This window comes from Geodermatophilus sp. SYSU D00766 (genome assembly GCF_054049915.1).
The window spans coordinates 26,957-46,812 of sequence record NZ_JBJGYI010000038.1 but is presented as its reverse complement, the minus strand read 5'-3'; the positions used below and the strand labels follow the sequence as shown (position 1 = coordinate 46,812).

At 76.2% G+C, this 19,856-nt stretch carries 16 protein-coding genes; 8 read left to right on the top strand and 8 right to left on the bottom strand.

The features are described 5' to 3' along the window. The first annotated feature begins 149 nt into the window (after positions 1-149). On the top strand, positions 150-1,157 hold the full coding sequence (locus ACI8AD_RS20840) for a type IV toxin-antitoxin system AbiEi family antitoxin domain-containing protein (protein WP_456872441.1): 1,008 nt from the start codon (positions 150-152) through the stop codon (positions 1,155-1,157). Between the two features lie 120 nt (positions 1,158-1,277). Here ACI8AD_RS20840 and ACI8AD_RS20835 read toward each other — a convergent pair whose 3' ends face one another. From ACI8AD_RS20835 to serS, 4 genes are all read right to left on the bottom strand, one after another. After that, positions 1,278-2,894: a methyl-accepting chemotaxis protein gene (locus ACI8AD_RS20835; RefSeq protein WP_456872440.1), complete on the bottom strand. Its 1,617-nt coding sequence runs from the start codon at positions 2,892-2,894 to the stop codon at positions 1,278-1,280. A 70-nt stretch (positions 2,895-2,964) separates the two neighbouring features. Next, on the bottom strand, positions 2,965-3,768 hold the full coding sequence (locus tag ACI8AD_RS20830) for an HAD hydrolase family protein (protein ID WP_456872439.1): 804 nt from the start codon (positions 3,766-3,768) through the stop codon (positions 2,965-2,967). Further along, positions 3,761-4,675, bottom strand: coding sequence for an HAD family hydrolase (locus ACI8AD_RS20825; protein WP_456872438.1), 915 nt, complete (start codon positions 4,673-4,675; stop codon positions 3,761-3,763). The genes ACI8AD_RS20830 and ACI8AD_RS20825 overlap by 8 nt, the downstream gene beginning before the upstream one ends. Next, a complete protein-coding gene (serS, locus tag ACI8AD_RS20820; protein WP_456872437.1) occupies positions 4,672-5,973 on the bottom strand; it encodes a serine--tRNA ligase in 1,302 nt (433 codons plus the stop codon). The genes ACI8AD_RS20825 and serS overlap by 4 nt, the downstream gene beginning before the upstream one ends. Positions 5,974-6,060: 87 nt before the next feature. On the opposite strand from serS, the gene ACI8AD_RS20815 reads away from it, so the two are divergent. Further along, positions 6,061-7,491 (top strand): GuaB1 family IMP dehydrogenase-related protein, encoded by a 1,431-nt coding sequence (locus ACI8AD_RS20815; RefSeq protein WP_456872436.1) that lies wholly within the window; start codon positions 6,061-6,063, stop codon positions 7,489-7,491. Beyond that, positions 7,488-7,835, top strand: coding sequence for a metallopeptidase family protein (locus ACI8AD_RS20810; RefSeq protein WP_456872435.1), 348 nt, complete (start codon positions 7,488-7,490; stop codon positions 7,833-7,835). Before ACI8AD_RS20815 ends, ACI8AD_RS20810 begins: the two co-directional genes overlap by 4 nt. Before the next feature lie 72 nt (positions 7,836-7,907). Here ACI8AD_RS20810 and ACI8AD_RS20805 read toward each other — a convergent pair whose 3' ends face one another. Continuing rightward, positions 7,908-9,131: a hypothetical protein gene (locus ACI8AD_RS20805; RefSeq protein ID WP_456872434.1), complete on the bottom strand. Its 1,224-nt coding sequence runs from the start codon at positions 9,129-9,131 to the stop codon at positions 7,908-7,910. Positions 9,132-9,399: 268 nt separating this feature from the next. Here ACI8AD_RS20805 and ACI8AD_RS20800 point away from each other — a divergent pair, with 268 nt between their 5' ends. Then, complete coding sequence (locus ACI8AD_RS20800) at positions 9,400-9,735, top strand: GroES family chaperonin (RefSeq protein ID WP_456872433.1); 336 nt, start codon at positions 9,400-9,402, stop codon at positions 9,733-9,735. 83 nt (positions 9,736-9,818) lie between these two features. Here the strand turns inward: ACI8AD_RS20800 and ACI8AD_RS20795 are convergent, their stop codons facing one another. Continuing rightward, positions 9,819-10,271 carry a MarR family winged helix-turn-helix transcriptional regulator gene (locus ACI8AD_RS20795; RefSeq protein WP_456872432.1) on the bottom strand — a complete coding sequence of 151 codons (453 nt, stop codon included), beginning with the start codon at positions 10,269-10,271 and terminating at the stop codon, positions 9,819-9,821. 60 nt (positions 10,272-10,331) lie between these two features. Between ACI8AD_RS20795 and ACI8AD_RS20790 the strand changes: the two genes are divergently transcribed. After that, complete coding sequence (locus ACI8AD_RS20790; protein ID WP_456872431.1) at positions 10,332-12,449, top strand: MMPL family transporter; 2,118 nt, start codon at positions 10,332-10,334, stop codon at positions 12,447-12,449. A 27-nt stretch (positions 12,450-12,476) separates the two neighbouring features. Here the strand turns inward: ACI8AD_RS20790 and pheA are convergent, their stop codons facing one another. Beyond that, positions 12,477-13,412: a prephenate dehydratase gene (gene pheA, locus ACI8AD_RS20785; RefSeq protein ID WP_456872430.1), complete on the bottom strand. Its 936-nt coding sequence runs from the start codon at positions 13,410-13,412 to the stop codon at positions 12,477-12,479. A gap of 106 nt (positions 13,413-13,518) precedes the next feature. Here pheA and ACI8AD_RS20780 point away from each other — a divergent pair, with 106 nt between their 5' ends. The 3 genes from ACI8AD_RS20780 (at position 13,519) to yczE (ending at position 18,605) form a co-directional block, all read left to right on the top strand. Beyond that, positions 13,519-15,210 (top strand): diguanylate cyclase, encoded by a 1,692-nt coding sequence (locus tag ACI8AD_RS20780; RefSeq protein WP_456872429.1) that lies wholly within the window; start codon positions 13,519-13,521, stop codon positions 15,208-15,210. Between the two features lie 113 nt (positions 15,211-15,323). Then, positions 15,324-17,915, top strand: a complete 2,592-nt coding sequence (locus tag ACI8AD_RS20775) for a diguanylate cyclase domain-containing protein (protein WP_456872428.1) — start codon at positions 15,324-15,326, stop codon at positions 17,913-17,915. Between the two features lie 72 nt (positions 17,916-17,987). Continuing rightward, positions 17,988-18,605 (top strand): membrane protein YczE, encoded by a 618-nt coding sequence (yczE, locus tag ACI8AD_RS20770; RefSeq protein WP_456872427.1) that lies wholly within the window; start codon positions 17,988-17,990, stop codon positions 18,603-18,605. 4 nt (positions 18,606-18,609) lie between these two features. On the opposite strand, the gene ACI8AD_RS20765 is transcribed toward yczE, so the two are convergent. After that, complete coding sequence (locus ACI8AD_RS20765) at positions 18,610-19,716, bottom strand: MFS transporter (protein ID WP_456872426.1); 1,107 nt, start codon at positions 19,714-19,716, stop codon at positions 18,610-18,612. Positions 19,717-19,856: the final 140 nt, after the last annotated feature.

The window sequence follows — 19,856 nt, the reverse complement described above, 5'->3', positions numbered from 1 at the left end:
GGGCGTCCTCCCGCACGTCCTGCGGTGCGGGAGGACGCGCTGCGGTGCGGGAGGACGCGGTTGTCTACAGGTCGACGGCGCCGACGGAGCCCGTCCACGGATCCGCCCGGACCGTCCCCGCGAGCGCTCCGCAGGCGCAGGCTCCCCGCGTGGACCCGAACCTGGAGCTCGCCGCGCGGCGTCGTGGCGGCGTCTTCACCGTGGACGACGCCCGGCGCGCCGGCTACCGCCCCGACGACGTCCGCAGTGCCGTGCGCACCCGGGCCTGGCACCGCCTGCGCCGGGGCGTGTACGTGCCGACGGCGCGGTGGCTGGCGACGGCCGAGGACCCCCGCGCGCGCCACCTGCTGGTGTGCGCCGCCGCGCTCGCCGTCCTGGACCCCGGCCCGGTCCTGAGCCACGCGTCGGCAGCCCGCTTCCACGGGCTCGTCCTGCCGCGCGAGGCCGACGACGACGTGCGCCTCACGCACGCCGACGAGTGGCGGTGCGGCCGGGGGTACCGCATCGCGGCGGCCGCCCTGCCTGCCGAGGACGTCGTGGACGACGGAGCGTTCCGGGTGACCACCGCGGCACGCACCCTCATCGACTGCGCGCGCGACTGGTCCCTCGTCGACGCCGTGATCGCCATGGACGCGGCGATGCAGGCACAGCAGGTGGGGCGGGGCGCCCTGCAGGCCGCCGTCCTGCGGCAGACGCACTGGGTGGGCATCGGGGCCGCCGCACGTGCACTCGGCCTCGCCGACGGCCGCGCCGAGTCGCCGCTGGAGACGCGGGGGCGGCTGGCGCTGCTGCAGGCGGGACTCCCCCGCCCCGAGCTGCAGGTGGAGCTGCACGGTCCCCGCGGCTTCCTCGGCCGGGTCGACGCCTGGTACGAGGAGGCGGCGCTGGCCGTCGAGTTCGACGGCCGCGTCAAGTACGCCGCCCCGCGCGACGGCCGCTCGCCGGAGGCGGTGCTGTGGGACGAGAAGCGGCGCGAGGACCGGATCCGCGACCACGACGTCCGCGTCGTCCGGGTCACGCAGGAGGACCTCGGCCCCTCCAGCCCGGCGCTCGTACGGGTGGCCCGGTTGCTCGCCCAGCCGCCGGCCGGCCCTCGCCCGTTCCGCGTGGTCCGGTGCCCCGAGCCGGGAGCCGACCCCGAGGACGCCGTCGCCTGAGCGGCCCGCGCTGCGGCGCCCGGACGACGTCCTCCCTCACCTGCGGGCGTCCTCCTGCACGGTGGGCGGTGCGGGAGGACGCCCGACGATCAGGTCACCTGATCCCGGCGGAGCCCGCGCTCAGACGGAGAAGCGGCGGACGGCGTCCTGCAGCTCACCGCTCATCCGCGCCAGCTCGGCGGCGGCCTGCCGGGCATCGCCGACGCGGGCGTTGGTCTGCTGGGTGCCGTCGGCCAGGCCGGTGATCGCCGCGGCGATCTGACGGGTCCCGCCCGCCGCCTCGGCCACGTTGCGGTTCATCTCGTTGGTCGTCGCCGTCTGCTCCTCCACGGCGGCGGCGATGGTCGCCTGGAAGTCGTTGATCTCGCCGATCACCGAGCTGATCCGGCTGATCGCCTCGACGGCGCCGGCGGTGTCGGCCTGGATGGCCTCGACCCGGCGGGAGATGTCCTCGGTGGCCCGCGCGGTCTCCTGGGCGAGCTCCTTGACCTCGCTGGCCACGACCGCGAAGCCCTTGCCCGCCTCGCCGGCCCGCGCGGCCTCGATGGTGGCGTTGAGCGCCAGCAGGTTGGTCTGCTCGGCGATGCCGTTGATCAGCTTGACGACGGTGGCGATCTCCTGCGAGGAGTCGCCGAGCTTGCCGACGGTGCGGGTGGTGGTCTCCGCGACGCCCACGGCCTGACCGGCGACCCGGGCGGCCTCGGTCGCGTTGTGCGCGATCTCGCGGATCGCCGACTCCATCTGCGAGGAGCCGGTGGCCACGGTGTCGACGCTGGCGGCGACCTCACCGGCCGAGGCGACCACGACGTCGGTCTGGTCGGAGGCGGCGCGGGAGAACTCGGCGATGCTGCCGGCGGCGGTGTCGAGCTGGGTGGAGGCGCCCTGCAGCCGGTCGGCGGAGTCGCGGACCAGGGTCAGCACGCCGCCGAGCGCGTCGAGGGTCTCGTCGAGCGACCGGGCCACCTCGCCCAGCTCACCGCCGCCGGTGGCGCCGGCGCGCACCCGCAGGTCACCGCGGGCGACCTCGCCGAGGACCTCGCGGATCCGCTGCACCGGCCGGGTCACGCTGCGCGCCACCGCGAGGGCGAGCACGACGGAGACGACCAGGCCCAGCCCGACGACGACGAGCGTGAGGGTGCGCGCCGAGGCGTAGGCGTCACGGGCCTCGGCGACCGTCGCGCGGGCGGCAGCGGCGGCCGACGTCGTGGCGGCGGTCAGCGACTCCTCGATGACGTCCTCGTTCTGCGACATCGTCTGCAGCAGCGGCAGCGCGTCGGGCGAGGTCGGCGGCAGGGTCTGCAGCCGCGCGAGCGCCGTCAGGTAGGTCTGCGACGCGGTCCGGTACTCCTCGAACCCGGCGCGGGCGTCGTCGGACAGCGGCATCCCGGCCACGGCGTCGGCGTGCTCGACCATGGCCTCCCCCGCGGCGGCGGCGGACTCCCGGGCCTCCTGGAGGGTGGCCGGCGGCAGCGTCGGGATGTTGGCCCGCGCGGTGTGCGCCGACAGCTCCCACCAGTCGACCTGCAGGCGGCGCAGCCCGTCGAGCGGCGTGGCGCCCTCGTCGTACACCTGGTCGGCCTTGTCCGCGAGGACCGACATCCGCGCGATGCCGAACAGCCCGACCCCCAGCGTGGTCAGCGCGACGACGAGGATCGCGCCGAGCAGCCTCGTGTGCAGGCTCCAGCCCGAGGAGCGGGGCTCGGCGGACGTCGGGACGCGGGCGGGGGTCTGGCTCATGGATCGCCTTCCGTGGCGGGGTGCCGGTCGCTCCGACACATCGGCAGGGAGGGCGCGATCTCAAGCCGGGCTAGAGGGCGGCGAGGAAGGCCGCGACGCCGTCGTCGTCGTTGCCGACGGTGACGTCGGTGGCCACGGCCAGCAGGTCGGGGTGGGCGTGCGCCATGGCCACCGCCCGGCCGCCGCCCTCGCGCACCCAGTCGAAGGCGGCGATGTCGTTGGGCATGTCCCCGAAGACGACGACGTCCTCGGGACCGACGCCGTGCCGCGCGGCGACCCGGGCCAGCCCGCTGGCCTTGGTGACGCCGCGCGCGGAGATCTCGGCCAGGGCGTCGGAGGAGGAGTTGGTCACCGTGGCGAGGTCGCCGACGACGCGCTCCACCAGCGCGACGAACGTGTCGCGGTCGAGGTCCTCGTGGCGGGCCAGCAGCTTGGCCGCGGGCGCGGCGACCATCTCCTCCAGCGAGGCCTCGGCCACGCCGGGCGCGTCGACGTCCCACCGCGGCCGGTAGACCGGCTCGTGACGGAACTCCAGGCCGTACTCGACGGCGAACCAGGTGCCGGGCTGCTCGGCGCGCAGGCCGGCGGTGATCTCGCCGAGCACCGCCGGGGGCAGCGCCTCCTCCTCGAGGATCTCGAAGCGCCCGAGGTCGAGCAGCACCGCGCCGTTGCAGCAGACGGCGGTGCCCTCGGTGACGACCTGCCGGATGCGGTGCATCCAGCGCGGCGGCCGGCCGGTGGCGAGCACGACGGGGACGCCGTCGTGCTGCCAGCGGCGCAGCTCGGCGACCGTGGCGTCGCTGACGGTGTCGTCGGACCGCAGCAGCGTGCCGTCCATGTCGCTGGCGATCAGCCGGGGGCGCCAGTCAGACACCGGCGAGCACCGCCTCGAGGTAGCGGGCGACGCCGTCGGCGTCGTGCCCGCCGGTGAGCGCGCTGGCGGCCGCGCGGACGGCGGGGTGGGCGTTGGCCACCGCGACCGCCCGCCCGCCGGCCTCGGTGACCGCGGTGATCATGGGCAGGTCGTTGGGCATGTCGCCGAAGACGAGCACGTCGGCGAACCCGACGCCGTGGTGCTCGAGGGCGACGGCCAGGCCGGTGGCCTTGGTGACGCCCGGCGGCAGCACCTCGATGAACCCCAGCCCGGCGTGGGTGACCTCGGCCTCGGCCGGGTCGACCACCCGGCGGGCGCGGGCGAGCAGCTCGTCCTGGCCGAGGGTGGAGGAGCGCAGGAACACCTTGAGCACCGCTCCCTCGGGGACGACCGCGTGGCGCGGCAGCAGGTGCGCCGGCTCCGGGTAGGGCCAGTCGAAGCCGTGCTGCACCCGCAGCGGCGCGAACGCCTCGGCCTGCTCGGCGGCGTCCTCCACGGCCAGGATCAGGTCGCCGGCGACCGACTCGATCCGCTCGATGACGGCCATGGCCTGCTCGCGCGGCAGACCCACCGCGCGCAGCACCTCCCGGCGGTCGAGGTCGACGACGTAGCCGCCCTGCGCGAGGACGGCGATGCCGCGCCCGTCGAGCGCGGTGCGGACGCTGTCGAGCAGCCGCGGCCCGCGCCCGGTCACGCCGACGACGGGGATGCCGGCGGCCCAGCAGGCGTCCAGCGCCGCGCGGGTGCGCGGGCTGACCACGCCCTCGGAGGTCAGCAGCGTGCCGTCGAGGTCGCTGGCCACCAGCCGCGGGCGCCAGCTGCCGAGGTCGCCGGGCTCGACCACCCGGTCGGCGTCCGGGGAGGGGACGTGACCGGAGAGGACGGCGCGGGGCACGGTCTCGCTCACGCAGCCGCCGGGGGGACCGGCGCGGCCAGCGTCATGCCGGGCGTGAGCACCTCGTGACCGCCCAGCCAGGGCCGCAGCGCCACCGGGACGTGCACCGACCCGTCGGCGCGCTGGTGCACCTCCAGCAGGCAGGCGATGGTGCGCGCGATGGCGCACAGCGTGCCGTTGAGCGTGGCCGCCGGCTGCGGCCGGCCGTCGGCGTCGCGGAAGCGGATGGCCAGCCGGCGGGCCTGGAAGGTGGTGCAGTCCGACGTGCTGGTGAGCTCCCGGTAGGTGCCCTGGCTGGGGAACCACGCCTCGATGTCGTACTTGCGGGCGGCGCTGGTGCCGAGGTCGCCGGCGGCGATGTCGACGACGCGGTAGGGCAGCTCGAGCGCCTGGAGGAACTCCTCCTCCCAGGCGAGCAGCCGCAGGTGCTCGGCGGCGGCCTCCTCGGGGCGGCAGAAACTGAACATCTCGACCTTGTCGAACCAGTGCACGCGGATGATCCCGCGGGTGTCCTTGCCGTAGGAGCCGGCCTCGCGGCGGAAGCACGACGACCAGCCGGCGTAGCGGCGCGGGCCGGCCGACAGGTCGAGGACCTCGTCGGCGTGCATGCCGGCCAGGGCGACCTCGGAGGTGCCGACGAGGTAGAGGTCGTCGCGCTCGACGCGGTAGACCTCCTCGTCGTGCTCGCCGAGGAAGCCGGTGCCCTCCATCGCCTCGGGCTTGACCAGCGCGGGGGCGACGACGGGGGTGAACCCGGCGGCCACCGCGCGGGTGATCGCGAGCTGCGCGAGGGCGAACTCCAGCAGCGCGCCGGGGCCGGTGAGGAAGTAGAAGCGCGCGCCGGAGACCTTGGCGCCGCGCTCGGTGTCGATGGCGCCGAGCGCCTCGCCGATCTGCAGGTGGTCGCGCACCTCGAAGTCGTAGGACGGGACCTCGCCCACCGTCCGGAGGGTCACCGCGTCGTCCTCACCGCCGGGCGGGACGTCGTCGGCGACCACGTTCGGGATGGCCAGGTGCGCCACGCGCAGGGCGGCGTCGGCGGCGCGCTGGGCCTCCTCGGCCTCCTTCACCTGCGCCGCGAGCGCCCGGGCCCGCTCCAGGACGGCGGGCCGCTCCTCGGGGCCGGCCTTCTTGACCGCCTGGGAGGCCGTCTTCTGCTCGGCGCGCAGGTCGTCGGCGCGCTTGACGGCGGCGCGGCGGGCCTCGTCGGCGGCCAGGAGCGCGTCGACCCGGGACTCGTCGGCACCGCGGGCGCGCTGGCTGGCACGGACGACGTCGGGGTGCTCGCGCACCAGGCGCAGGTCGATCACCCCCCGATCGTAGAGAGGCGCGCCCGGGAGGAGCCGGACCCGCGGTGACACCTCCCCGCACGGGGGAGTGCTGGGACACTCGGGGGCATGCGATTCCTCGGCGGCAACCGCCCGGCCACCGACCTCACCTACGCCGACGTGTTCATGGTGCCCAACCACAGCACCGTGGGCTCGCGGCTCGAGGTCGACCTGACCACGCCGGACCGGGTGGGCACCACGATCCCGGTCGTCGTCGCCAACATGACGGCGATCAGCGGCCGCCGGATGGCCGAGACGATCGCCCGCCGCGGCGGCCTGGCGGTGCTGCCGCAGGACATCCCGGTCGACGTCGTGACCGAGGTCGTGTCCTGGGTGCACGCCCGGCACCCCGTCTACGACACCGCGATCACCCTGTCGCCGACGTCGACGGTCGGCGAGGCGCTGTCGCTGATGACCAAGCGGGCGCACGGCATCGTCGTCGTGGTCGAGGAGGGCGTGCCGGTGGGCGTGGTCACCGACGGCGCCTGCCAGGGCGTCGACCGGTTCAGCCAGCTCGGGCAGGTCATGGCCGAGCACCCGCTGACCATCCCCGCGGGCACCGACCTGCCGAAGGCGTTCGACGTGCTCTCCGGCGAGCGGGTCAGCGCCGCGCCGGTGGTCGAGGGCGACCGGCTCGTCGGCGTCATCACCCGCAAGGGCGCGCTGCGCTCGACGCTCTACACGCCCGCGGTCAACGCGACCGGCCAGCTGCTCACCTCGGCCGCCGTCGGGATCAACGGCGACGTCGCCGGCAAGGCCTCGGCGCTGCTGGCCGCCGGGGTCGACGTGCTCGTCGTCGACACCGCGCACGGCCACCAGGAGAAGGCGGTCGAGGCGGTGCGTGCGGTCCGCGCGGTGGCCGGGACGACGCCGGTCGTGGCGGGCAACGTGGTCACCGCCGAGGGCACCCGCGAGCTGGTCGAGGCCGGCGCCGACGTCGTCAAGGTCGGCGTGGGCCCCGGCGCGATGTGCACCACGCGGATGATGACCGGCGTCGGCCGGCCGCAGTTCTCCGCCGTCGAGGAGTGCGCGGCCGAGGCCCGCCGGCTGGGCCGGCACGCGTGGGCCGACGGCGGGGTGCGCCACCCGCGCGACGTCGCGCTCGCCCTGGCCGCGGGCGCGGCCAACGTGATGGTCGGCTCCTGGTTCGCCGGCACCTACGAGAGCGCCGGGGACATGCACGACGACGGCGGCCGGCTGTACAAGGAGTCCTTCGGGATGGCGTCGGCGCGCGCGGTCAAGGCGCGGACGGCGGCGCAGAGCGGCTTCGAGCGGGCCCGCGCCGGGCTGTTCGAGGAAGGCATCAGCTCCTCGCGCATGTACCTCGACCCGGCCCGCCCCGGCGTGGAGGACCTCGTCGACGGCATCGTGGCCGGGGTGCGCTCGTCGTGCACCTACGCCGGCGCCCGCACCATCGACGAGCTGCACCAGCGCGCGGTCGTGGGGGTGCAGAGCGCGGCCGGCTACGAGGAGGGCCGCCCGCTGCCCACCAGCTGGTGAGGCCGCTCCCCCGCGAGGTCTTCGAGTCGCTGGTCGCCGACGCCCTCGACGCGGTGCCGGCCGAGCTCATGGCGCTGCTGGACAACGTCGTCGTGCTGGTCGAGGACCGCAACGAGGACGAGCCCGACCTGCTGGGGCTCTACGAGGGCTTCGCGCTCACCGAGCGCGGCTGGCAGTACGGCGGCACGCTGCCGGACCGGATCATGATCTACCGCGAGGCCATCTGCGACGTCTGCGAGACCGCCGAGGAGGTGGTCGAGGAGGTGACGGTGACCGTCGTCCACGAGATCGCCCACCACTTCGGCATCAGCGACGAGCGACTGCACGAGCTCGGCTGGGGCTGAGACGCCGACGGCCCCGGCGGCCACTCCCTGGGGAGCGGACCGCCGGGGCCGCCGGCGTCTACCTGGTGTCGGTCAGTCCTGCTGCGCGGCCTTGCGGCGACGGCTCACCAGGACCAGCAGGCCACCACCGACGAGGGTGGCGCCACCGAGCAGGGCCGGCACCAGCGGCTCGGCGCCGGTGAAGGCCAGCGCACCGCCGGACGACGACGCCGTGGTGACGGCGACCGCACCGGCCTCGTCGACGGTGACGTCGAGGCGCAGGAAGTGCTCGTTGCCGTCGGGATCCACACCGGAGGCCACGAGCGAGTGGTTCCCGGCCGGCAGGTCCGACGGGACGGTGACCTCGACCTCGAAGCGGCCCTGGGCGTCGGCGAGGACGGTGGTCAGGACGCGGGGCTCCGAGTAGATGATCACCGAGACGCTCGAGAAGGGCATGAAGCCCTCGCCCTTGATCGTCAGCTTCTCCCCGACGCTGAGCTCCGTGTCGGCGCCCTGGTCGGTGGTGAGCTTCAGCGGGGTGCTGGGCACGGTGGTCGGCACGATCGGCGCGCTGGGCACCTGCGGCGTGCCACCCGGGTCCTTGACCGGGGTCACCGGGATGTCGACCGGCTTCTCAGGCGTCGGCTCCTCGGTGCCCGGGTCCTCGGTGCCCGGGTCCTGGGTGCCCGGGTCCTGGGTGCCCGGGTCCTGCGTGCCCGGGTCCTGGGTGCCCGGGTCCTGCGTGCCCGGGTCCTGCGTGCCCGGGTCCTGCGTGCCCGGGTCCTGCGTGCCGGGGTCCTGCGTGCCGGGGTCCTGCGTGCCGGGGTTCTCGGTACCGCACGGGGCCCCGGAGACGGCGACGTCGAGTGGCTCGCTGTCCGCGCTCTTCCGGAAACTCCCGAAGCTGTCCTCGCGGGCCTCGAGGACGATGCGGTAGCTCTTCCCATCGGTCAGCGGGACCTCGGCGGCGAGGCCGTCTCCGAACGGCAGGACCGTGAGCTCCTGCCACTCCGTCTCGTCCAGGACGACGTCCCCCGCCGAGCTGCCGGCCTCCGGGGCGGCGGAGACGTTTGCCCAGTACGAGAAGTTCTGACTGGTCTCCTCGTCGACGACGACCTCGGCGAACTCCAGCGTCACCGTCGACTCACAGGTCGAGTGGCCGGTGATGACCGGGCCGACCCAGGTCTCATCGTCGAAATCGGCCGCGGCGGCGAGGCCCGGGAACAGCACCGAGCCGCCCAGCGCCACCGACAGGCCCGCGGCGCCCGCCGCCAGCTGCCAGGCCACCGAGCGGCGGCCCTTCGTTCCTGCGTTCACTTCTCACCCTCTCCGGAACAGCACCGGCGCCGCGCGGGCGCCGAGGTGTGACGTTGTGTCCCCTGTATGAGACGGGACTGTTCCGTGCCTTGAGGGTCTCCAAAACTGCCAAAGAACTTGATCGGAAGTGGACGTTCACTGGCGAGTCGCACCACTCGTCACAGCAGTCCCGGGTTTCTGGAATGGCTCCACCTGCCACAGGGAGCCCCGAGCGAGACCAGCGGGTCGGGTGCTCAGGGGTCACCAGGCCCCCGCGTACCGTGATCGCGTGCCATCCGACGTCGCCAAGGGCAGCGGCCTGCCGATCAAGATGCTGCACGACCGGATCCTCGTGTCCCTCCGCAGAGAGGACGGCGAGCGTCGCTCGACCGGCGGCATCCTCATCCCGGCGACCGCGCAGGTTGCCAAGCGGCTGGTGTGGGGCGAGGCGCGCGGGGTCGGCTCCGGCGTCCGCCAGGTGAAGGTCGGCGACCAGGTGCTCTTCTCCCCCGAGGACCAGCACGAGGTCGAGGTCCACGGCGAGGAGCTGATCATCCTGCGCGAGCGCGACGTGCACGCCGTCGCCGCCGAGCGGATCGAGGAGTCCACCGGCCTGTACCTGTAGGGCTCCAGGCACAGGAAGCGATACGCACGTCCTGGGCTCCAGGACGTGCGTATCGCCTCCTATGCCGATCGGTGCGCGGGTGCTCAGCGGTGGGCGGTGATCACCTCGGTCATCCCGGCCAGCCACCGGCGGACGACGGCGACGTCGTCGTCGGTGAAGTCCGCCATCGCCGCCATGAGCCCCCGCTGCAGCCCGCCGAAGAAGGCGGCGCCGGCCGCCATCGTCGGCTCGGTCATCTGCAGGACGACGCGGCGGCGGTCGGCGGCGTCGCGCACGCGCTGCACGTGACCGGCCCGCTCCAACCGGTCGAGCAGTGCGGTCACCGCCGCCGAGCTCAGACCCACCGCGGCGCCCAGCCCCCCGGCGGTGAGGGGCTCGCCGGCGCGGGCGGCGTCCATGATCGCGATGACCGCACGGACGTCGGTGCGTCCGAGTCCGTGCGCGTCGGCGAAGCGTTGACCGACGGCGTCGAGCTCCACGGTCAGCCGTCGCAGCAAGAGGGTGACCGCCACCCGGTCGCTGTCGTTGCGCGTCATCCACCCACCCCCGTAATGTCTCGAACGTCGAGATTCTAGAGCACCGAAGGGTCGCCCCCGATGCCCCGACGCACCACCCTCCTGCGCTGGCTCCTGCCCGCTCTGGTCGCCGTCCTCTGGCTCGGCCTGGCCGCTCCCCTCGGGGCCATCGGCGGGCGGCTGACCGAGGTGCAGGAGAACGACAACGCCGCCTTCCTGCCCGACAGCGCGGAGTCCACCCGCGTCACCGAGCTCCAGGAGCGCTTCCGCGACGAGGAGGCGATCCCGGTCGTCCTGGTGTGGGAGGGCGACGGCCCGATCGACCCGGCCACCCAGCAGGCGGTCGGCGACGCGCTCGCGGAGGTCACCGCCGTCGCGGAGGAGGCCGACGCCCTGGCCGGGGAGCCCTCCCCGCCGATCCCCAGCGAGGACGGCGAGGCGCTGCAGGCCGTCGTCCCGCTGCGCGCCGACCTCGGCGAGGCGCTGCCCGAGGTGGTGCAGGAGATGCGGGCCGTCGACGACGTCGAGGGCACCACCGCCTACGTCACCGGCCCCGGCGGCGTGTTCGCCGACTTCGCCGACGGCTTCTCCGGCATCGACGGGCTGCTGCTGCTGGCCGCGTTCGGCGTCGTCCTGCTCATCCTGCTGGTGGTCTACCGCAGTCCGCTGCTGCCGTTCCTGGTGATCGGCACGGCCGGCCTCGCGCTGACCGCCGGCCAGGCCGTCTCCTACCTGCTGGCCCGCGAGGGGATCATCACCGTCAACGGGCAGAGCCAGGGCATCGCCTCGATCCTCGTGGTCGGCGCGGCCACCGACTACGGCCTGCTGCTGGTCGCCCGCTACCGGGAGGAACTGCGGGTGGAGCGGTCGCCGGTCGCGGCGATGCGGGTCGCGCTGCGCCGCTCGGTCGAGCCGATCCTGGCCTCCGGCGCCACCGTCGTCCTGGGCGTGCTCTGCCTGCTGTTCTCCGACCTCGCCTCCAACCGCGGCCTGGGGCCGATCTCGGCGGTCAACGTCGTCCTCGCGGTGGTCGCCTCGCTGACCTTCCTGCCCGCCGTCCTCGTGCTGCTCGGCCGCGCCGCCTTCTGGCCCTTCCGGCCCCGCTACGGCAGCGAGCCGAAGCGGAACGGCGGGTGGCAGCGCACCGCCGACGCGGTGGGGCGCCGGCCCGGCCGGGTGCTGGCGATCAGCGTCGCCGCCCTGCTCGCCGCCGCGGTCTTCGCGCCGACGTTCCAGGCCGACGGGCTGCCGCTGTCCGAGGCGGTGCGCGGCAACCCCGAGGGTGCCCAGGGCCAGGAGGCGCTCGCCCGCCACTTCGACGCCGGCAGCGGCAGCCCGGCGGTGATCGTCACGCCGGCCGACACCTGGCCCGACGTCGCCGCCGCGGCGGCCGCGGTGCCCGGCGTCGCCGCCGTCACCCCGGTGACCGGGTCGGACGGCCCGCCGGCGCCGGACGCCCAGCCGCAGGAGGTCGACGGGCTGGTGCAGCTCGACGCCACCCTCGCCGACGCCGCCGACAGCATCGCGGCCGAGCGCACGGTGGCCGACCTGCGCGAGGCGGTGCGCGACGCCGACCCCGACGCCCTGGTCGGCGGGACGACGGCCACCAACCTCGACACCCTCGACACCTCGGCGCGCGACCTGCGGGTGATCGTGCCGCTGGTGCTGCTGGTGATCACGGTGGTGCTCGCCCTGCTGCTGCGGGCGATCGTCGCGCCGCTGGTGCTGCTCGGCACCGTCGTCCTGAGCTTCGCCGCGACCATCGGCGTCTCGGCGCTGGTCTTCGAGCCGCTGCTGGGCACCGCCGACAGCGACCCGACGATCATCCTGATCGGCTTCGTGTTCCTGGTCGCCCTGGGGATCGACTACAACATCTTCCTCATGACCCGGGCGCGGGAGGAGTCGCAGCGGCACGGGACCAAGCAGGGGGTGCTGCGCGCGCTGGCCGTCACCGGTGGCGTGATCACCAGCGCCGGCCTGGTGCTGGCGGCCACCTTCGGGGCGCTGGCGGTGCTGCCGCTGCTCATCCTCGTGCAGCTGGCGTTCATCGTCGGCTTCGGCGTCCTGCTCGACACGTTCGTCGTCCGCACCCTGGTGGTGCCCTCGGCGGTGTACCTGCTCGGCGACCGCACCTGGTGGCCCGGCCGGCTGGCCCGCCGCCCGGAGCCCGAGCCCGAGCGGGAGCTCGAGCCCGCCTAGAGCGGGCACTTCCGCGGAAGTGCCCGGTCAGACCTCGCCGGTGCGCAGGCGCGCCAGCCACCGCCCGGCCTCGGCGAAGGCCGTGTCGGCCGACTCGTTGGGGACCGGGCGGTTGGTGCGGCCGTCGGCGCGCGGGTAGGAGCCGAGGAAGCGCACGTCCTCGCACACCCGGTGCAGCGCGGCCAGCGCCTCCCCCACCCGCGCCTCGGCCACGTGGCCCTCGCAGTCGAGGGAGAAGGAGTACACCCACAGCCGGTCGCGGGTGGGCCGTGACTCGATGCGCGTCAGGCTGATCCCGCGGACGGCGAACTCGCGCAGCACGTCGAGCAGGGCGCCGGTGCGGTCGGCGACGACGACCACCAGCGACGTCTTGTCGTTGCCGGTCGGGACCGGCAGCGCCCCGGGCCGCGACACCAGCACGAAGCGGGTGACCGCGCCGGGGTGGTCGGCGACGTCCTCGGCCAGCGGCACCAGGCCGTAGCGCTCGGCGGCGATCGGCGCGCAGACGGCGGCGTCGTGGGCGCCCTCGGCCACGGCGCGGGCGGCGGCCGCCGTCGAGGAGGCCGGCAGCGCGGGGACGCCGGGGAGCAGGCCGGCCAGGGTGCGCGCGGTCTGGGCGAGCGCGTGGGGGTGGCTGACCACGCTGCCCACGGCGTCGAGGGTCGCCCCAGGTCGCGCGGCGAGGACGAAGGAGACGGTCAGGAACACCTCGCGGGTGACCACCAGCCGGTCGCCCTCGGCCAGGCCGTCCATGGTGGCCGGGACCGAGCCCTCGACCGAGTTCTCCAGCGGCACCAGGGCGGCGTCGGCCTCGCCCGCGCGCACGGCCGCCAGGGCCGCGGCGACGCTCGCGGCGGGCTGCCGGACGCCCTCCCCGGGGGCGACGGCCCTGCTCAGCGCCGCTTCGGCGAAGGTACCCTCGGGCCCGAGATAGGCGAACCGCGTCGGAGGCGTCTGGGGCACCCGACGAGGGTAGTGCGGTCGGGCAGGGGCCCCGTCCCGTCCGGGGGGAGCTGCCTCACCGCCGGCCAGCAGCGGCCGGACGACCGGCGTCGGGGAGGAGGGGTGCGTGACCCCCGGCCCGTCTGCCCTCACCGAGGGTGACCTCGACGCTGCGCTGCGCCGCCTGCTGGTCGCCAGTTCCCGCGACGACGCGGACGCCTTCCGCGCCGAGCTCGACGACGCCGAGCCCGCGCTGGCCGCCGCCGGCGACCCGGGCTGGGCCGCCTGGTCCGCGGCGCTCGCGGCCCGCCGCGGCCTGGTCGACGGCGACCGGGAGGCCACCGCGGCGGGAGTCGCCACCGCCCGCGAGGCCCTCGGCGCCTGCCCGGCGTCGGCGGGCACGGCCCTGGTGCTGGCCTACCTCGCGCACGTCGAGGCCGCCGCCGACCACCTCGACGCCGCGATGCTGCTCGCCGTCGACGCCAGCCTGCTCACCGAGCAGGTCCCCGCCGAGCCGACCCGCGTGCTGCACCAGGCGCACCTGTGGCTCTCCCTCACCCTCACCGCGCTCGACCTCGAGGAGCTCGCCGTCGCCCACGCCGAGCGGGGGCACGAGGTCGCCGCCCGGCTGCCCGACCTCACCGACCGCTGGCAGCTGCTGCGGCTGTGCGCGCAGCAGAACGTCGAGCTCGCCCAGACGCTGCGCCGCCGCGGGGACGCCGCGCGGGCGCGGGCGCTGGCCGGCACCGCCCTCGCCGCGGCCGCCGAGGCCCGGGCGCTGCCCGTCGAGCCCGAGCCCGGCGACCAGGACCTGCTCGACGTCGTCCAGGCCTGGGCGCTGTGCTGCCACGACGACCTCGACGGCGCGCTGGGCCCGCTGCGGTCGGTGCACCGGCGGGTGCACCGCGGCGGCGGCACGTGGCTGCGCGGCTACGCCGACCTCGCGCTGGCCCGGCTGCTGACCCGGCTCTCGCAGGAGCACAGCGGCGGCGGGGGCGGGGAGGAGGCCACCGACCTGCTCGTCGACGCCTCCGGCGCCTTCGCCGCGACCGCCGACCGGCGCCGCTACCGGCAGTGCCTGCTCGAGCTCGGCCAGGCCACCGCCGCGATGGGCCGCCCCGCCGAGGCGCTGTACTGGCTGGAGGCCTACCGCGCCGACACCGGCCGGGCGCACGCGCGCAGCCGGGAGCTGTGGGCGGAGATGTTCGTCCGCCGCAGCCGGCTGCGCGAGGTGGAGCGGCAGGCCGCCGTGCTGCGCCGGCACGCCCTCGAGGACGCCCTCACCGGGCTGGGCAACCGGCGCAGCGCCGAGCGCCGGCTGGCCGGGATGCGGCTGGGCGCCGAGCCGCTGTCGCTGGCCGTCGTCGACGTCGACCGGTTCAAGGAGGTCAACGACGACGCCTCGCACTCCCACGGCGACGAGGTGCTGCGGCGGGTGGCGGCGCTGCTGCGCGAGCACAGCCGGGCCGGGGACGAGGTGTACCGGTGGGCCGGCGACGAGTTCCTCGTGGTGCTGCCGGCCGCCACGCAGGCGCAGGCGCTGGCCGCCGCGGAGCGGCTGCGGGCCGCCGTCGCCGAGGCCGACTGGGCCGACCTGCCGCTGTCCGAGCCGATCACCGTGAGCATCGGGGTGGCCACCGCGCCCGCGGTCGCCGACGACCGCGACGCGCCGGTCGGCTGGCGGTCGCTGTTCGACACCGCCGACCTGCACCTGTTCTCCGCCAAGCGCGGCGGGCGCAACCGGGTGCGCGCCCCCGGGCTCGTCGACGACGCGCCCACGGCGGACGACGACCTGCCCGCGGGCGGGGCGGCGCCGTGACGGGGCGCCCCGCCTGGGACGCCAGTGACGGGACGGACGACGCCGGCGGTCGGCTCCGGCGTGCCGGAGCCCGGGCGCTCGACTCCCTCCCCGACGACGTGCACAGTGCGCTGGTGCCACCGGGAGCCCTGCACCACCGGGTGACCGCCGCCCTCGCCAACTGGCAGCTCGACGACGCCGAGCGGTTGCTGTCGGTCGTCGACCCCTCCTCGCCGTACGAGGTCCCCGCCGACGCCGACCCCGCCGACGCCGCGGGCCTCGGCCGCGCCTGGGCCGACACCCTGCGCGCCGAGCTGCTGGTGCGCCGGCTGCGGGTCGCCGGGTTCACGCTGGTCGGCGAGCCCCTCGACGCGCCCGAGGCCACCGAGTCGCTGGACCTGCACGCCGGCGTCGCCGGCCTGCTCGACCGCGGCGACGGTGCGGCGGCCGCGGAGGCGGGCGAGGACGACCCGCGCTCGGAGTCGGCCGCGAACGCCGCCCTGGCCATCGCGCTGGTCCGCTCGGCCAAGGCCGCCTTCGACGCCAGCGACGACGACCTGCAGCGTGCCGCGGGGCTGGCCCGGCACGCCCGCATCGAGCTGCTGTCCCGCCGGATCGACGCCGCGATGGACGAGGCGGTCGAGGCCGCGAGCCTGCTCGACCCGCAGCTGCCGCCGAGCGCGCTGCTGGTCGACACGCTCGGCACCCTCGCCGGCGTCCTGGCCGACCTCGAGCTCATGCCGCTGGCGCTGGACTACCAGCGCCGCGCCCTGGAGACGGCGACCGCCGCGGTCGCCGCCGGCGTCCTCGGCCCCGACGAGGACCCCGACGTGCTCGCCGCCGGCGCGGCCACCTGCCTGGGCGAGCTGTGCGCCGAGCTCGGCGAGGCCCTGCTCGACGACGGCGACGCCGACTCGGCCCGGCCGCGGTTCGCCGAGGCGCGGGCGCTGGCCGAGCGGGCGCTGGCCCAGCTGCCGCCCGACGCCGGCGGCGTCGTCGCCGCGCAGGTGGTGCACGGCTGGGCGCTGGTCGGCCTGGGCGAGCACGCCGCGGCCACCGGCCCGCTGCGCGCCGCCGTCCGCACCAGCAGCGCCCGGGGCGACCGGGCGCTGCTGGCCTCGGCCCTGCTGGCCCTGGGCCGCGCGCTGCGGCGGCAGGGCGACGGCCGCGGCGCCGACCAGCAGCTGGCCAAGGCACTGGCGCTGGCCACCGAGCACGGCCTGCCGCGGTTGCGGCGGGCGGCGCTGCGCGAGCTGTGCACGCTGCACGCCGAGCTCGACGACGCGGGGCGCGCGCTGCCCTACCTGCAGGCCTACCTCGCCGACGAGCTCGACCGGGTCGACGAGCGGCGCACCCGCTGGGTGGAGCTGTTCGGCCGGCGCAAGAGCCTGCTGGAGAACGAGCGGGCCGCCGGGCAGCTGCGCCGCCAGGCCTACGAGGACCCGCTGACCTCCCTGCCCAACCGGCGCTACGCCGAGGCGCGCCTCGACGGGCTGCTCAGCGCGGGGACCACCCCGGCCCTGGCGGTCGTCGACGTCGACCGGTTCAAGGCGATCAACGACGCCGTCGGCCACCCCGGCGGGGACACGGTGCTGCGCACGGTCGCCGATCTGCTGCTGGCCGGCTGCCGCGACACCGACGAGGTGTGCCGGTGGGCCGGCGACGAGTTCGTCGTCCTGCTGCCCGACACCACCGCCGAGCAGGCCGAGCACGCGCTCGAGCGGATCCGCCGCGCCGTCGCCGGCCACGACTGGGCCGCGCTGGGTGTCCCCGTGCCGGTGACCATCAGCGTCGGCATCGCCTCGGCCACCCGCGGCGACGACCGCCGCACGCTGTTCGCCGCCGCCGACGGGGTGCTGTACGACGCCAAGCGCAGCGGCCGCGACCGGGTCGTGGCGCTGTCCGCGCTCACCCAGACCCGCGCACCGGACACGCCGCTGCCGACGCCGCGCCCTGCGCCCGTGCCGGCCTCGCCGCTGGACCCGGTGGGCGGCTTCTCGCCGCTGCTGAGCACCCCCGCGCCCCGTCCCGCCGACCCGCCGCTGTCGCTCGGCGCCCCCGGCGAGCCGTCGCTGGGCCCCGCGCCCGCCGCGCCGCCGGGGCGCCCCGTGCCGGCCGAGCCCGACGTCGTCTGGGGGGTGGGCCGCTCGACCGAGCAGGTGCTGGCGCTGGTCCGCGAGACCCGCGCCGCGCACCCCGACCGGCCCGCGCTGGTCGTCCGCGCCGGCGCCGACACCCTCGTCGCGCTGGCCTCCGAGCACCCCGGCTCCACCGTCGACGCCGCGGCGATGTCGGCCGCCGTCGGGCCGGTCCCCGAGCCGGTCGGGCGGGTGGGCGTGCTCTGCGCCGGCAGCGCCGACGCGTCGGTGGCGGCGGAGGCGGCGTTCGTCGCGCGGGTCACCGGCACCGAGGTGGTGCGCGTCGACGACGTGGGCGGCGGCCGGCTGCGCTCGCTGCTCACCGACCGCACGCTGCTCGACGACGTCGACTGCCTGGTCGTCGTCGCCGGGCTCGACGCCTCGCTGGCCGGGACGGTCGCGGCGATGACCGACGTGCCGATCGTCGCGGTGCCCACCTCGACCGGGCAGCCGGGCTCCTTCGGCGGGTTCGGGGCGCTGCTGACGATGCTCACCGCGGCGTCCCCGGGCGTCGTCGTCAGCACGATCGACAACGGCCACGCCGCCGGGGTCTTCGCCGCCCGCATCGCCCGCCGCACCGCCCGGTAGGTGGGGCGGGCCAGGCCACTCGCCCAGATTGGCCTGCGGCCCCCGGGCCGGTCCTGACGCAGGATCGGTGCCGTGCGCCAGCTCCCCGGACCCCGTCGCCTCGTCCAGCTCTACGCCGGGCTGGTGCTCTACGGCCTGTCGATGGCCCTGCTGGTGCGCTCGGGCCTGGGCGTCATGCCGTGGGACGTGCTGCACCAGGGACTGGCCCGCCAGCTCGGCTGGTCGCTCGGGGTGGTCACCATCGTCGTCGGCGCGCTGGTGCTGCTGGCCTGGGTGCCGCTGCGCGAGCGGCCGGGGCTGGGCACGGTCAGCAACGTCGTCGTCATCGGCCTGGCCCTGGACGCCGTGCTCGCCGTCCTCCCGGAGCCGGGGTCCCTGCCCGTCCGGGTCGGGCTCGTGCCGGCCGGGATCCTGCTCAACGCCGTCGCGACCGCCGCCTACATCGGGGTGCACCTCGGTCCGGGGCCGCGGGACGGGCTGATGACCGGCCTGGTCCGCCGCACCGGGCGCTCGGTGCGGCTGGTGCGCACGTCGATCGAGGTGGCGGTCGTGGCCGCCGGCTGGCTGCTCGGCGGCACCCTGGGCGTCGCCACCGTGCTGTACGCGCTGGCCATCGGGCCGCTGGTGCACGCCCTGCTGCCCCGGCTGTCGGTGCGGCCGCCCGCTCCGGAGGTGCCTCTGTCGCGGTGAGAGCTCACCTGTCGACGGGGACCGGCCGGAACGCCGACCAGGTGACCGGGACGACGGCGAGGAACAGCACCGCCACCGCGCCCGCCCCACCCAGCGCCCACGCGCTGAACACCAGCAGCGCGGCGGCCTCGATGCCCAGCCCCGCGACCGAGGTGACCGTCGCCCGCACCGCGGTGGGCACCTGCTCCTGCAGCCGCGTCTCCCCCACCACGAGCACCGCCAGGTACAGCCCGTAGGACACCGCGACGGCGGCGACGGCGACCGGGTGGTCGACCGCCGCGCCGATCGCGAGGAGCACCGCCGACAACAGCAGGAGGAGCGGCAGCGCCCGCGACGGCAGCCGCGCCGCCCGGCCGGCCAGCGCCGCACCCGCCGCCCCGGCCAGCGCGACGACGAGGACGGCGGCCGGGACGAGCTCGGTGGGCACGCCCTGCTCGCGCGCCATGACCGGGAAGTACTCCTCGATCGCGTCCAGCCCGCCCAGCACGGCGACGGCGACGACGACCAGGAGCACGCCCGGCCGGCGCAGCGCGGCGCCGACCGCCCGGCGCAGCGGGACCTCCGGCTCGTCGTCGTCGGCGACGTGCGGCGGCTCGGGGAACCGGGTGGCCAGGGCCGCGGCGGCCAGGCAGACCGCCACGCTGACCCACCCGACCAGCGCGTAGCCGCCGGCCTGCACGAGCACCCCGGCCAGCAGCGCGGTCGGCACCTGCACCAGCAGCTCGGCCGCCGTCGTCGCGCCGTGCACGCGGACGTAGGCGTCCTCCGCGCCGACGGCGGTCAGGCCGTCGTAGACCAGCGCCTCGGCCGCGCCGGAGGCCAGGGCACCGCCCACGCCCCAGACGACGAAGCCGGCGGCGAACCCGGGCAGGCCGGGCGCGACCGTCCACAGCACGAAACCGGCCGCCTCGAGCACGCCGGCGAGGACGAGCGCCCCGCGGCGGGACCAGCGGTCGGCGAGCACGCCGGTGGGGACCTCGGCCAGCAGGGCGGTCACCGACCACAGCGCGAACAGGCCCGACACCTGCGCCTGCGACAGCCCCGTGTCGAGGAACAGCAGCGCGTACAGCGGGTAGACCGGGGCGAGCCCGGACAGCGCGGTCCAGGCCACGGCCAGGCGGGCCAGTGGCCGGGCGGCGGCCGGCAGCGGGGTGCGGGACGGGCGTCAACGGAAGGGCACGGGCGGACGGTAACCGGAGCCACACCCGCGCGCACCGGGTTTCCCGCGCGCCGTCGGCTAGGGTGGGCGGC